Origin of the sequence: Embleya sp. NBC_00896, assembly GCF_045207785.1 — a bacterium.
Lineage (GTDB): Bacteria > Actinomycetota > Actinomycetes > Streptomycetales > Streptomycetaceae > Embleya.
In genome coordinates, this window is sequence record NZ_CP108777.1 from 513257 (window position 1) to 526292 (window position 13036).

General features: G+C 69.8%; 12 protein-coding genes and 1 pseudogene. 9 read left to right on the forward strand and 4 right to left on the reverse strand.

Features of this window, described 5'->3' with window-relative positions; all coding sequences use genetic code 11:
* The first annotated feature begins 36 nt into the window (after nucleotides 1-36).
* On the forward strand, nucleotides 37-1740 hold the full coding sequence (locus tag OG928_RS35495; RefSeq protein WP_331766105.1) for a ubiquinol-cytochrome c reductase cytochrome b subunit: 1704 nt from the start codon (nucleotides 37-39) through the stop codon (nucleotides 1738-1740).
* Nucleotides 1741-1763: 23 nt separating this feature from the next.
* Nucleotides 1764-2432, forward strand: a complete 669-nt coding sequence (locus OG928_RS35500; protein ID WP_331766106.1) for a hypothetical protein — start codon at nucleotides 1764-1766, stop codon at nucleotides 2430-2432.
* Nucleotides 2433-2552: 120 nt separating this feature from the next.
* Here OG928_RS35500 and OG928_RS35505 read toward each other — a convergent pair.
* Nucleotides 2553-2789, reverse strand: a pseudogene (locus OG928_RS35505) (ABC transporter ATP-binding protein); the annotation flags it as partial.
* Nucleotides 2790-2846: 57 nt separating this feature from the next.
* On the opposite strand from OG928_RS35505, the gene OG928_RS35510 reads away from it, so the two are divergent.
* A complete protein-coding gene (locus OG928_RS35510) occupies nucleotides 2847-3530 on the forward strand; it encodes a TetR/AcrR family transcriptional regulator (protein WP_331766107.1) in 684 nt (227 codons plus the stop codon).
* Nucleotides 3531-3748: 218 nt separating this feature from the next.
* A complete protein-coding gene (locus OG928_RS35515) occupies nucleotides 3749-4261 on the forward strand; it encodes a PH domain-containing protein (RefSeq protein WP_406291526.1) in 513 nt (170 codons plus the stop codon).
* A 135-nt stretch (nucleotides 4262-4396) separates the two neighbouring features.
* Here the strand turns inward: OG928_RS35515 and OG928_RS35520 are convergent, their stop codons facing one another.
* Nucleotides 4397-5242, reverse strand: a complete 846-nt coding sequence (locus OG928_RS35520) for an alpha/beta hydrolase (protein WP_331768230.1) — start codon at nucleotides 5240-5242, stop codon at nucleotides 4397-4399.
* 209 nt (nucleotides 5243-5451) lie between these two features.
* Between OG928_RS35520 and OG928_RS35525 the strand changes: the two genes are divergently transcribed.
* On the forward strand, nucleotides 5452-5904 hold the full coding sequence (locus OG928_RS35525) for a hypothetical protein (protein WP_406291527.1): 453 nt from the start codon (nucleotides 5452-5454) through the stop codon (nucleotides 5902-5904).
* A 48-nt stretch (nucleotides 5905-5952) separates the two neighbouring features.
* Here OG928_RS35525 and OG928_RS35530 read toward each other — a convergent pair whose 3' ends face one another.
* Nucleotides 5953-6546 (reverse strand): 3'-5' exonuclease, encoded by a 594-nt coding sequence (locus tag OG928_RS35530; protein WP_331766110.1) that lies wholly within the window; start codon nucleotides 6544-6546, stop codon nucleotides 5953-5955.
* Nucleotides 6547-6789: 243 nt separating this feature from the next.
* On the opposite strand from OG928_RS35530, the gene OG928_RS35535 reads away from it, so the two are divergent.
* Both OG928_RS35535 and OG928_RS35540 read left to right on the forward strand, forming a co-directional pair.
* The gene (locus OG928_RS35535; RefSeq protein ID WP_331766111.1) at nucleotides 6790-7344 is read left to right on the forward strand and encodes a histidine phosphatase family protein; all 555 of its coding nucleotides are present in this window, start codon (nucleotides 6790-6792) and stop codon (nucleotides 7342-7344) included.
* Between the two features lie 185 nt (nucleotides 7345-7529).
* Nucleotides 7530-9737: a PQQ-binding-like beta-propeller repeat protein gene (locus tag OG928_RS35540; RefSeq protein ID WP_331766112.1), complete on the forward strand. Its 2208-nt coding sequence runs from the start codon at nucleotides 7530-7532 to the stop codon at nucleotides 9735-9737.
* Nucleotides 9738-9944: 207 nt separating this feature from the next.
* Here the strand turns inward: OG928_RS35540 and OG928_RS35545 are convergent, their stop codons facing one another.
* Nucleotides 9945-10382 (reverse strand): hypothetical protein, encoded by a 438-nt coding sequence (locus OG928_RS35545; RefSeq protein WP_331766113.1) that lies wholly within the window; start codon nucleotides 10380-10382, stop codon nucleotides 9945-9947.
* 455 nt (nucleotides 10383-10837) lie between these two features.
* Here OG928_RS35545 and OG928_RS35550 point away from each other — a divergent pair, with 455 nt between their 5' ends.
* Nucleotides 10838-11278, forward strand: a complete 441-nt coding sequence (locus OG928_RS35550) for an ML domain-containing protein (protein WP_331766114.1) — start codon at nucleotides 10838-10840, stop codon at nucleotides 11276-11278.
* A 107-nt stretch (nucleotides 11279-11385) separates the two neighbouring features.
* Nucleotides 11386-12384 (forward strand): serine hydrolase, encoded by a 999-nt coding sequence (locus OG928_RS35555; protein WP_331766115.1) that lies wholly within the window; start codon nucleotides 11386-11388, stop codon nucleotides 12382-12384.
* Nucleotides 12385-13036 lie beyond the last annotated feature (652 nt).

Sequence of the window (13036 nt, forward strand, 5' to 3'; positions counted from 1 at the left end):
GCGTGGTCAAGGGATCTTTCGGCGAAGGGACCTCGCATGAACGCAAAAGCATCGACGCGCACGGTCGGCAAGAACACTGAGCCCGCCGACATATCCGTTCCGGACAACAAGGCCGTGCGCCGCGCCGACGCGGTCGACGAGAGATTGGGGATCTACCGGCTCGGTGGAAAGTACATCCGGAAGGTTTTTCCGGACCACTGGTCCTTCATGCTCGGCGAGATCGCGCTCTACAGCTTCGTCACGCTGCTGCTGACCGGTGTCTTCCTGACCTTCTTCTTTCAGCCGAGCATGCAGGAGGTCGTCTACGACGGCTCGTACGTGCCGCTGCAGGGTGTTCACATGTCGGCGGCGTACGCCTCGACACTGGAGATCAGCTTCGATGTCCGCGGTGGTCTGATGATCCGTCAGATCCATCACTGGGCGGCGCTGATCTTCATCGCGGCATTGTTCGTGCACATGTTCCGGCACTTCTTCACCGGTTCGTTCCGCAAGCCGCGCGAGGTCAACTGGCTGTTCGGATTCCTCCTGCTGGTGCTGGCGATGCTCAACGGCTTCGCCGGCTACTCCCTCCCGGACGACCTGCTCTCGGGGACCGGTCTGCGCGTCGCCGACGGTGTCGTCCTGGGGATCCCCGTGGTCGGCACCTACCTCCAATTCTTCCTCTTCGGAGGGGAGTTCCCCGGCGACGACGCCATTCCGCGCCTGTTCACCCTGCATGTGCTGCTGGTGCCCGCGATCATGGTGGCCCTGGTGACGGTCCACCTCATCCTCGTCTTCTACCACAAGCACACACAGTTCCCCGGCCCCGGGCGCACCGAGGACAACGTCGTCGGCCAGCCGTTCATGCCGGTCTACGTGGCCAAGGCGGGCGGCTTCTTCTTCATCGTCTTCGGTGTCACCGCGCTGCTCGGCGGCCTCGCCCAGATCAATCCGATCTGGGCGTACGGGCCGTACAACCCCGGACAGATCACGGCGGGATCCCAACCGGACTGGTACATCGGCTTCCTGGAGGGAGCCCTGCGCATCATGCCGAACTGGGAATGGACCGCCTGGGGCCACACCATCAGCTTCAACGTGCTGCTCCCGTCCGTGATCGTCCCCGGCATCCTGTTCACCGCGCTCGGCGCGTACCCGTGGATCGAGGCGTGGGTCACCGGCGACAAGCGCGAACACCATCTCCTGGACAGGCCGCGCAACATGCCGGTCCGCACCGGACTCGGGGTCGCCTGGATCGTGGCCTACGGTGTGCTGTGGGTGTGCGGCAGCAACGACATCATCGCCACACACTTCCATCTGTCGATCAACACGATCACGTGGGTGGGACGGTTCGCCTTCTTCATCGCGCCGGTGATCGCCTACAAGGTCACCGTGCGCTGGTGCAAGGGGCTGCAACTCCGCGACCGCGACAAGGTCGTGCACGGCCGAGAGACCGGAGTGATCAAGAGGCTCCCGAACGGCGGATTCGTCGAACTCCACGAACCTCTGGATCCGGCGGCACGCCACATCCTCACCGCGCACGAGCAGTACGAGCCCTTGGAACTCGAACCGCCCGTGGACGACAACGGGGTGATCCGCATGGCCAAACCCTCGCAGCGGCTGCGGGTCCGCTTGTCCCGCTGGTACTTCGCGGACCAGGTCCGCAACCCGTCGGCCGCGCGGGTCGCGCGGGACCCGGCAGCAGTCCCGGCCGCCCCGAATCACCACGGCGAGATCTCCATCGAGCACCGGCCGGACACGTGAACGCCCACCCGGGAGGACCCGACATGCGCTCGACCGCGCCCAGCCGTCCCCGCGACAACCGGGCGGCCCGTGATCCACGGATCGATCTCCTGTTGGTCCACGCCGTCCACGACGCACTGCGCAGAGACCTGCGCCGACTCGTTGCCTGGTCGCGAACCTGTTTTCCGGTGACCACGCCGGCCTGGGTCGACTTCCACCGCCGCCTCACCACCCACCTCGACGCCGACACCGCCGTGCTGTCGCCCGTCCTGCGCGGCAAGGACCTACCCGGCCCCGACCACGCGCGCACGGCGGCCGAGATGGAGCGCAAGCGCCGCCGTCTCACCCTGCTCGCGGAGACCGTCGACGACTGCCTGTCCGGCCGCGGGCCCGCGAGCCGCACGGCCGAGTACACGGCTTGCCTGGACGCCGCCCTGACCGAATACCTCGACTACCAGCGGTCGGTCGTCCTGCCACTCCTCGCGACCCGCATCACCGCCCGCGAATGGGCAGACTTCGACACCGCCCAGCGCCACCCCCTCGGACTCACAAGCGGGGTGGCGCTGTGCGCCTGGCTCGTCGACGGCGCCCCGCCCGATCGGAAGCAGTCGATCCGCAGGCTGTTCCCGCCCGCCGTCCGGCTCGCCCACCGATGGTTCGGAGCCCGCCACGCACACCGGATCCGCTGGAACGACCCGGCGCCGACATCGTGAACCTGCGCCTGGGCGGCCCGGACGCCCCCGCAGAGCGACCCGCTGGAGTCGGCCGTCGACACGCTGTCGGCCCAACACGGCACGCTGTTCGTGATCGCGGCCGACAAACGACATACCGACTCATTCACTCGCTGCCCCCGTCAGGGAAATATTCCAGAAGTCGGCGTAGCGACCGCCGTGGCACAGCAGTTCGTCGTGGCTGCCCTCCTCCACGATCCGGCCGCCGTCCAGAAAGACGACGCGATCGGCGCGTCGGACGGTCCGCATCCGATGCGCCACCATCACCACCGTCCGGCCCGCCGTCAGGCGCTCGATGCCCTCGTGGACGGCTGCCTCGTTCACCGGGTCCAGTACGGCGGGACGGCTGGAGGGCGGGAGCGGGAGGGAGGGAGCGCGGGGCGGCATGATGGGGCGATGCCCCCACCGCCCGCACCGCCCGCATCGCCCGCGTCCCACGGCCGTACCGGCCGGCCGCCCCTGACCTCCCGCGCGCAGATCCTCACCGCGGCCCGCCGGCTCATCGACCGCGACGGCTGGGAGAAGCTCACCATCCGCCGCCTCGCCGCCGAGACCGGCATCGGGGCCACCACCCTCTACCACCACATCCGCGGCAAGGACGACCTGCTCATCCTCCTGCTCAACCACTACATCGCCGAGATCGAACACCCCCCACTGCCCACCGACCCACAAGAACGCATCATCACCGCCGCCACCGCCATGCACGACGCCCTCGCCGCCTGGCCATGGGCCGCGGAAATCCTCTCGACCGACGGATTCGTCGGCCTCCTCGACGAATCCGCGCTATGGACCGTCGAAACCATCCTCGCCGCGGCCCACGACCACGGATGCACACCCGAACAAACCGTCCACGTCTTCCGCACCATCTGGTACTACACCGTCGGCGAAATCCTCGTCCGCGCCCACACCGCCCACCACCACACCCACAACGAACCACCCACCCACCGCAAAACCTTCGACGCCACCCGCGTACCCCACCTCGCCGCCCTCGCCCACCAATGGCCCACACTCGCCGCCCAAAACACCTACCCCCAAGGACTCCGCACCCTCGTCAACGGACTCCTCATCCAAACCAACTGAGCACCAACGCCGGGCCGAAGGGGAACGGCCCTGCGATGACGACGAGGCGCACAAGTTCATGCAGACCCAGAGGGCATGCGACCGATCCGGGCCCGTCGGCATCCGTGCGCCGAACTGAGGCGTTTCCCTGAAGTGGCGGCGATTTCGCCTCCGTACGATGCCGTGGGTAGGCGCGCCGCGTGGAAGATTTCGGCCGCCGTATGCGCGACGGGGGTTCGATGGGTCGCAACAAGGGCAACCGCTCACAGGTGGCCGACGAGGTTCTGTGGCAGGCCCGGCTGGGCTGGGACATGCTGATCGCGCTCGTCCCGGTGACGTTGGGGGTGATCCCGGCGTTCGTCGAGGTCGGGTGGGTGCGCTACACCATCATCGGCTCGATCCTCGCCATGGTTCTCATGCTCGTCTTCTATCTGCTGCAGAAGCTGGTCATCGGGCCGCAAGGACTGGCGTTGCGAGGTCTGTTCGGCACCCGTCGGGTGGCCTGGGCCGACATCGCGGCCATCGAGACCCGCCCGCGTTTCGCCGATATTTGCTACATCACCCTGCGCTGCACGATGCGGGACGGCTCGCGCCGGCGCCACACCATCTGCTATCTGACCTACGAGGCCGTCCCGGAACTGCTGCGCGACCTGCGGGCCCACGCCACGCCGAACGGCATCCCGGTCTCGGTGACGGGCAAGGACGTGGACGTGCGCACGGCCGGGGAACCCGCCGCCGACACCGGTACGTGATGCCCCCGACGCGATCGCGATCGGATGCGGATACGGAGACGGATGCCCATGACCTACGGCGACCGGTTCATTTGAGCCGCGGGGGTGCCGGGAATCTCGGGTGAGCCCGCGCCGCGCGGCGTCGGGCCGGGATCGTCAGCGGCCGGAGTGGTCCGCGAGCCAATCCATCGCGGCCGGGCCGGAGTGGAGGATGGAGATGTGCCCGTCGTCCGGACTCAGCCGCAGTTCCGCCGCGGCGCAGCGGCTCGCGAGCCACCGGCTGTGCGACCCGGGCACGATCCGGTCCCGGCCGCCGTGCAGGAACAGGACCGGTGCGGTGACCCGCCCGGGGTCGAATCCCCACGGGGCGACGTAGGCCAGGTCATCGTCGATCAGCCCACCCGGGCCGGCCTCCACCGCGGGACCGACGACGTCGTTGAACCAGGACCACTCGCCGGCGAGTGCGGCGTGATCGGCCGGGGTGAACATTTCCGGGTCGTACTCGGCACCCGCCTCGTAGGCCTCCTTCGCCCGACGTCCCGCGGCGGCGGCACGCAGGGATGCCGCGCCGGAGTCGGTCATGCCCGCGAACCAGTCGAGTCCTTCGACCCCGAACGGAGCCGGCCCCGCCACGCTGACCACACCCAGGACGCGTTCCGGCAACAGCGCGCCGCATGCCAAGGCGTGCGGACCGCCACCGGAATGGCCCATGACCGCGAACCGATCGATGCCCAGCGCATCGGCGATACCGGAGACGTCGGCGGCCGCCGATGCCACGTTGCGGCCCGGACGAGGGGTTGACCCGCCGTATCCGGGACGGTCATACGAGACCCAGCGAATGCCGAGCCGGGCCGCCGCCGGGAAGAGGGGCTGGGGAGGCGCGCCAATATTCGGAGTGCCGTGGTGCCAGAAGACGGCGAGGCGACCGTCGGAGTGATCCGCGCCGGTGTCGTAGACATGCAGACGGCGACCGTCGCTCAGCTCCAGATCACTCTCGATCACACCGGTCACCCCTTGCACCTCAACATCTCCACTCACTCGGACTCGGTGACACGAACCTACTGGCCGCCGCCGACCTCGGTGAGCACGATCAAGCTTCCGTGGGAGGTCGAACGCGTAGGACCGCACGGCGTTCGGCGGGCGCTCCACCACCGTCAGGTGCGCGAGGGACGAGGGGAACATATGTTCGATCAGCGGCTATCATGATCCTTATGGATGAGTCGGTGGATCTCGACGCGCTGGAGGCTCGGTTCTCCGGCGGCCGCCCGAGCCTGGCGGAACGCGTCGAGGCCACCCGCGCCCGGGCTGCCCGAGAGGCCGCTCCCGCCGGGATCGACGGGGGCGCCGCCGGCGAGGACGCCGCCCCCGAGCCACGGGAGTCCCCGCCCCTCCCGGGGGTGGTGGGACCGCCGCCGCCCGACGAACCGGGACCCTGGATCTGGGTCCGCCAGCCGCTCGAACGCGGCCTGCTCGTGTGTCGCGCGGTGCAGTGGGAGCGCGCGGTCTCGGGTGAGTGGGGACTGCGCGTCGACGTTCCCCTGTGGAGCGGGTACGCCGTCCCTGGGGGGATGGAGTGGGACTGGTCCCAGGCGTTCCAGATCGCCCCGGCGCACGCTCTGATCGAGGTCCCTGGCCAGGACTACCGCCGCGTGCCGCGCCCGTAGGTCGGGCTCGTATGCCTTCGCCATGTCCGCCGAGACGGCGGCGAGCGCTCACCGGCGGGAGGGGCCCGAGGACTTGCCTCGTGTGCCCGGCCAGTCTCCTCGGTCGGCGAGGTGGAGCACCAGCGCGGCGATGTTCCACGCGTCGTCGTCGCCTCGGTGGTGTCGGCCTTCCAGCGGCAGTTCGGCGATGTCCAGGGCGCGGGCCATGCCGACCGGTCTGGGTAGGGTGAAGGCGGTGGCGAACACGGCCTTCGCGTTGATGTGGCGGCGGCCGAACGGGTAGTCGGTGGAGGTGGCCTCGCACTGGCGCAGGAACTGTTTGCGGTCGTACTCTCCCCAGCTCGCCCATCCGCGCTTGCCGGCCGCGTGTTCAGTAGCCAACGTGCTGCATGCCTGCGTGAAGCTGATGCCGGCGTCCACCTCTCCCTGGGTCAGACCGGTCAGTTCGGAACAGAACGCGCTGACCGTCGAGTGCTCCGGGCGCACGACGATGCGGTGCCGACCTATGCGCACGCGGGAGACGATGTCGACCACCGTCAGGCCGATCTCGATGATCTCGCCGAACTGACCCGGTGGTGGCCCGACTTCCCAACAGGTGGCCTCGACGTCGACGACGTTCAGCAGTCGAGCCCCATCACCCATGCGGCGAGGCTATTGGGGGCTGCCAACCATCGGCATCCTGTTTTCGAGCATGGCGCCCATCCGTCGACCCGGGTATCGCGTCGCCCCCGACACCGCGAGACACCCGCTCAGCCCCCGAGTTCCCGAGTCCCCGAGTCCCCGCAACGCCGTCCTCGCGCGAACCCGCCGCCCTGCCCTGCCCCCTCGCCACCCCGCGCCCGCCGCGCGGCAGCCGCTCGGCCGGAACTCGAAGGAGCCCCACGCATGTCCATCAGGATCGTCTACGAGACGCACTCCACCACGACCGACAACGAGGCCGGTATCGCCACCGGGTGGCGTCCGGGCGTGCTCTCGCCGGCCGGCCGTAGGCAGGCCCGGCAGCTCGGGGAACGGCGCCGCGACGATGGCATCGCGGCCGTCTTCACCTCCGACCTGCATCGCGCGGTGGAAACCGCACGGCTGGCCTTCGAGGGCTCGGCGCTGCCGATCCACCACGACCCTCGTCTGCGTGAATGCAACTACGGGGATCTGAACGGTTGCCCGCAGGCGACCCTTGCACCGGTGCGGGCCCGGCACGTCGACGAACCGTTCCCCAACGGCCAGAGCTACCGCGACGTTCTCGTGGCCACGGAGGACTTCCTGCGTGGCCTGGCCGCCGGATGGGACGGCACCCGCGTCCTGGTGATCGCACACTCCGCCAACCGCTGGGCTCTGGAGAGCCTGCTGGCCGGAGCCCGATTGGAAGCGGTCGTCGTCGCCGCTTCCCACTGGCGGCCCGGCTGGGAGTACACGCTCCCGACGCACCCCGGGAGGTCTTGATCGCCGGCCCGATGGCCGCTCGTCCGAGTGCAGTGCGGGGAAGCCCGAATGCTCCCCGCCTTCGTCCCCGGACGGCGTGGCCGCATATGGTCATCGACCGAAGCCCGAGAATGCGACAGGGCATCGCGCGGTTCGCACGGTCACGGCGCGGGAGCGAGGTGACGTGCGGGGACGGGGGTCTGGCAGTGGTGCGGGTGCTTGCGGATCGGTACGAACTGGTGTCGTTCGTGGGTCGTGGCGGCATGGGCGAGGTGTGGGCGGGGCGGGACCGGGTGATCGGCCGCCGGGTCGCGGTCAAGCTCCTGCCGGACCATCGCGAGGACTCCTCGGCGGAGTTGTTCTTCCGCGAGGCGCGTACCGCCGGCGGGTTGAACCACCGCGGCGTCGTCACCGTCCACGACATGGGCCAGGACCCGGGCGAGGGAACCCTGTTCCTGGTCATGGAGTTCGTCGACGGCCGCGACCTGGCCGCGGTGCTGCGCCGGGACGGGCCGCCGCCGGTACCCGTCGCGGTGGACTGGGCCGCGCGCACCGCGGACGCGTTGGCCGCCGCCCACGCCGCGGGCGTCGTGCACCGCGACCTCAAGCCCGCGAACCTCATGCTCACCCCGGGCGGCGAGGTCAAGGTGCTCGACTTCGGCATCGCCCGCTTCCTCGAGAGCACCGGCAAGTCCAGCACGGTCATGGGCACGCTCGCGTACATGCCGCCCGAGCGGTTCGACGAGCAGCCCGGCGATGCCCGCTCCGACCTGTACTCCTTCGGCTGTGTTCTGCACGAACTCCTCACCGGGGCAACGCCGTTCCAGGCGACCGGGGCGGTGTCGACGATGACCGCCCATCTGCACAAGGCTCCTCTTCCGCCGAGCGAGACCAGGCCCGGCATCCCGGCGGCGTTGGACGACCTGGTCATGCGCCTGTTGGCCAAGGCCCCGGGCGATCGCCCGGCGTCGGCGACCGAAGTGCGCGACGCGCTCCGGGCGTTGAACACTCCCGACTCCCCCGGCGCGGGCGCTGCCGCCGGGCCCGAGCACTCGGCACCCGCCGACCGGCCCACCCCCCGAACGCCGGCCGGTCCCGCCGGCGAGGCCGGCCCGGGGGCGTCCGAAGCGCCCGTGCACGCCGTCCCGACGCGGCCCGCCGCACCGCCCCGTCCCCCGTACGAGCCGGTCGGTGGCAGCCGGACGAAGCCCCTGCCGCCCAATCGCCGCCGCGTCCTTCGTCTCGGCCTCGGTGCGGCCGGCGCGGCCGCGGTCGGAACCGCCGTCACGGTCGCCCTGGTCCGCAGGGGTGACAGCGCGGACGCGAACGCGGCCACCGGTGGCCACTCGCCCGGTACGGCACCACCCGGTACGGCACCGCCCGGTACGGGCGGCCCTCCGACACCCCCGAGGCAGCAGACCACCCGCCCCACCACTCCGGTCTGGAGTTTCCCCGGGACCTACCCGTCACCACCTGTCGTGGCGGGAGGCGTGCTCTACGTCACCGCCAACAGGTCCCTCGTCGCCCTGGACCCGCTCACCGGCCGAACCCGCTGGGAAACCCCGCTGGAAACCGAGGCGGGGACACCGGCGGTGGGCGGCGGAATGGTCTACTGCGGCGGAGAGGACAACGCCCTCCACGCGCTGGACCTCGACGGAAAGCCGAAGTGGACCTTCCCGACCGGGGACCGGGTCCGCACCGTGCCCGCCGTGATCGACGGGCTCGTCGTCTTCGGCAGCCTCGACAACAAGGTCTACGCGCTGGACGCGAGCACCGGCACCAAGAAGTGGGTCTTCCCCACCGGAGACTCGATCTTCTGCTCCCCGACGGTGCACGACGGGACGGTCTACATCGGCAGCCACGACCGCAACATGTACGCGCTCAACGCGACGAACGGCACCAAGAAATGGGCCTTCACCGCCGGCCTCGGCTTCCCGGGACCGGGCACATCCCTGATGGCCGGCACCCTGTACGCCACCAGCAACGACGAGAACGTCTACGCCCTGGACGCCGCCACCGGCGCCAAGAAGTGGGCGGTCTCGCTCGCCGATACCCGCACCGACGGCCTCGTCTACCGCGTTTCGACGCCGGTGGCCGGCCCGGGCATGGTCTACGTCGGAGGCGCGGACAATTTCGTCCATGCCCTGGACGCGGCCACCGGAGCCGAGAAGTGGACCTTCGGCACGTTCGACGTGGGCGTGCCGACGCCGACCGTGGCGAACGGCCTCGTCTACGTAGGCTGCCAGGACAAGCACGTGTACGCCTTCGATGCGCTCTCCGGCAGCAAACGTTGGTCGTTCAAGTCCGAAGAATCCTTGGAGGCCACGCCGACCGTGGCCGGCACGCTCGTGTACGTGGCCGGCGAGAAGAACCTGTACGCCTTCGACGCAGCCGGCGGCGGGGCCGTGGGCTGACCGGCGATGTCACCGGCCCGCCGCCGGTATCGCGAACCAGGGGCGACCCCCGAGGGCCCGCTCCGGGGCGGCATGATTCGCCGGGCGGAACTCGAAAGCGTCCCACCCGGCTCCCATGCGCAAAGTTGTCACCGTGACGCCTCCGCGGGCGCTCGAGCTCGATGGCACACGCTCGACGTTCGCCGTCACAGGACTGTGGTTCCGGGGTCAGGCGGCCGCGGGTCGGGGACGCAGGACCTGTCGGAGGGCGTCGTCCAGGTCGGCCTGCGCGCGCTCCAACCAGGCGGTGGTGATGTCGACGCCGTCCCCGTGTTCGCCGGCGCGGCGATGCAGTCGCGGTTCCTCGTCGTCGGCGGCGGAGCGTGCGGCCGTGATCGCGTGGCGCAGCCGTGCCGCCGCCGCGAGTTCCTCGCCCGCGGCGTGCAGCCAGGCCCGTGTCGCGGGATCGGCGACCTTGGCGGTGTTCGCGGGGTTCGTCAACGCGTGGGCGGTCGCCTCCGTGGTCTTGGGAGCGAGCTTGCGGACCGCCAATGCCGGTGGCAGGCCCGGCAGTTGCGCGAGGGCGTCCCGTACGGCGGTGTCCAGGCGGGTCAGGCTGTACGTCACTCGCCCCAGCCTCAACAGGTATTCGTCATCCGGAGTCATCCGGTGATTCTCCGCTATCGGACCGACATGACCGCGGCACCGACGGGTGTGTCGGTGCGCGTTCCGTAACTTCTCACGATTCCGGCGAGCGCACACATCTCGGGCGCCGACCAGAGGCCGTACCGCTCGGCTGGACGACGGGAGGAGGAGCCGCCTGGTGCGGTTGCCGATGGACGCCGGTCAGCCGCTCTTGTCGGCCTCGTGGTGGACGAGGGCCTCCAGCGCTGTGGCCGGGGAGCGAGAGCCGGTAGTGGACGAAGGCGAGCACCCGGTTCTCGGCGTACGCCTCGACGAACGGCGTCCGCGGGCAACTCCCAGGCCCCTCTGGCCTGGCCTGTCGCGTCGGGCCGGCTGCGCGGGCGCGCCTGGCGGCCGAAGGTGGGCGGGGTGGCGGGCGGCTGTGTCGCGCCCCTGAAAGCAGACACGCAGTGGAATCATGACGCTACGATCCGTACATGACTTCATGGGAGTGGAGCGATGCGGGCTCGCCCGCCGACATCGTGGAAATCGAGAGCGTCGACCTCAAGCCGGATCCGCCCCGGAAGGGCGAGATCGTGCGGGCCACCATCCCGGCCCACGTCTCGGCGACGATCAACAGGGGCGCCAGGGTCGAAGTCACGGTCCAGATCGGCCTGATCAAGCTGCTCACCAAGACGTACGACCTGCTCGAGCGCATGCGCGACGGGGACCCTGCGGGCGGCGACTGGACCCTGACCGTCGACACCGCGAGCGCGGGCGAGCCCGTTCCGCCCGGCAACGCCGTACTGACCTTGGCCGTAAACCTCCCCGCGCAGATCCCGCCCGCCAAGTTCCACGTTGTGATTCGCGCCTACAACGACGACGACGCCGACCTGTTCGCCCTCGACCTCAACGTCGACTTCTCGGATCGTTTCTAGGCGCCGCCTCCCCGGATGCGCTACGAAACCCCGTCCCCGTCGGGTGTCGGTCGGTGTCAACCCACCGACACCGGACGGGGAACCGACTCGGCCGGAAAGACGTGATCGTGGAATCGTCAGGGCTGCGCCCGACCCGTCGCGGGGTGCTCGGCGTCGGTGCCGTCACGGCGCTGGCCCTGGCGGCCGTTGTCCCCACAGGCGGAAGGGTCCTCGCGAGCACGAGCGACGACAACGACAACGACAACGACAAGGACAACGAGGAGATCATCGAGCGCCTGCGCCGCCTGGAGGAAGGGCATTCCGCGCGTCTGGGCGTGTTCGCCCTCGACACGGTCACGGGTCGGAGAGTGGCGTATCGCCAGGACGAACGCTTCCCGATGTGCTCGGTGTTCAAGACGATCGCCGTTGCCGCCGTGTTGAGAGACCTCGACCGGGACGGCGAGTTCCTCGCCGAGCGCATCCGCTACACCGAGCAGGACGTCACCCGTTCGGGCTACGCACCGATCACCGGCCTGCCCGAGAACGTCGCCGACGGCATGACCGTCGCGGACCTGTGCGCGGCCGCTGTCGCCCACAGCGACAACACAGCGGCCAATCTCCTGCTCCGCGAGCTCGGTCGACGTCATGGCGGACATGCCGGAGATGGCGGACATGGCGAGCATGGCGGACCCCCTGCGGTCACCGGATTCTGTCGCTCCATCGGCGACGACGTGACCCGCTTGGACCGCCTGGAGCCGGAGTTGAACTCCGCGGAGCCATGGCGGACGACGGACACCACCAGCCCTCGGGCCATCGGGCGCACCTACGCACGCCTCACCCTCGGCGATGCCTTGGCCCCCCGGGACCGCAAGCGGCTCACCCGCTGGCTGCTGGCGAACACGACCAGCGCCAACCGCTTCCGCGCCGGTCTGCCGAACGACTGGATCCTGGCGGACAAGACCGGCACCGGCGCCTACGGCACCACCAACGACGTGGGCGTCGCCCAGCCACCCGGCCGGGGCCCGCTCGTGCTGGCGGTCCTGTCCACCAAGCGGCATGCCGACGCACGGGCGGACGAACCCCTGGTCGCCGAAGCCGCCGAACTGCTGGCGACGACACTCACCTGACGCGGGTCACGGTGGCGCGATTCGGGCGCCCACGGTACGAGTCGTCGTCGACCCAGGCAACGCGAACGCGCGTCCCATTGCTACGAAACAGCCGTTGCGGCGGTCGCCGCCGGCCGACTCGCCTCCAGTCAGGGCTATCAGGGGCAGCTCAGGGAGAAGGTCAAGAGCGCATCGGAGGCGGACAAGAACCATGACCGCGTCATCGATTTCGATGAATTCCAGGACATGCTGAAGTCATAGCCCCGGCATATGTGATCAACCCTGAGGGCACCGACGGGAACCACCCATGCAAGAGATCTCGGGGTTGTTCGTTCCTCATTTTCGATCGCCGAAGCCGGTCGGCGTGCGTCCCACCCGGCCGGCCTCACGCTCGGTGCGTTCGTGGCAGCGCGCCCGGAACCGCTGGTGCCGGTCGGGGTGAAGTCCGGACGGTCGTGGGCCTGTTCCGGCCTCGGGGAGCAATGGAACAGTGGTTGGCGTTAAGAGCGGTCCCGGCTGATCTACGCGATACGCGAGTACCGGGGCCGCAAGGACGAGCCAAAGGGCTTCGGCTGGCGGGACTTCCGCGATCTGATCGTCCGCGCGCACGCCCAGCTCGGCGACCCGATCGTGCTGGTTTGGGACAACGTCCGCCTCCACCTGACCGCGGGAA

What these genes read in the sequence shown, in the direction of transcription:
- OG928_RS35500 (WP_331766106.1), top strand. Translation starts at nt 1,764, where the DNA reads ATGCGCTCGACCGCGCCCAGCCGTCCCCGCGACAACCGGGCGGCCCGT.
- OG928_RS35510 (WP_331766107.1), top strand. Translation starts at nt 2,847, where the DNA reads ATGCCCCCACCGCCCGCACCGCCCGCATCGCCCGCGTCCCACGGCCGT.
- OG928_RS35545 (WP_331766113.1), bottom strand. Translation starts at nt 10,382, where the DNA reads ATGACTCCGGATGACGAATACCTGTTGAGGCTGGGGCGAGTGACGTAC.
- OG928_RS35495 (WP_331766105.1), top strand. Translation starts at nt 37, where the DNA reads ATGAACGCAAAAGCATCGACGCGCACGGTCGGCAAGAACACTGAGCCC.
- OG928_RS35515 (WP_406291526.1), top strand. Translation starts at nt 3,749, where the DNA reads ATGGGTCGCAACAAGGGCAACCGCTCACAGGTGGCCGACGAGGTTCTG.
- OG928_RS35550 (WP_331766114.1), top strand. Translation starts at nt 10,838, where the DNA reads ATGACTTCATGGGAGTGGAGCGATGCGGGCTCGCCCGCCGACATCGTG.
- OG928_RS35525 (WP_406291527.1), top strand. Translation starts at nt 5,452, where the DNA reads ATGGATGAGTCGGTGGATCTCGACGCGCTGGAGGCTCGGTTCTCCGGC.
- OG928_RS35530 (WP_331766110.1), bottom strand. Translation starts at nt 6,546, where the DNA reads ATGGGTGATGGGGCTCGACTGCTGAACGTCGTCGACGTCGAGGCCACC.
- OG928_RS35535 (WP_331766111.1), top strand. Translation starts at nt 6,790, where the DNA reads ATGTCCATCAGGATCGTCTACGAGACGCACTCCACCACGACCGACAAC.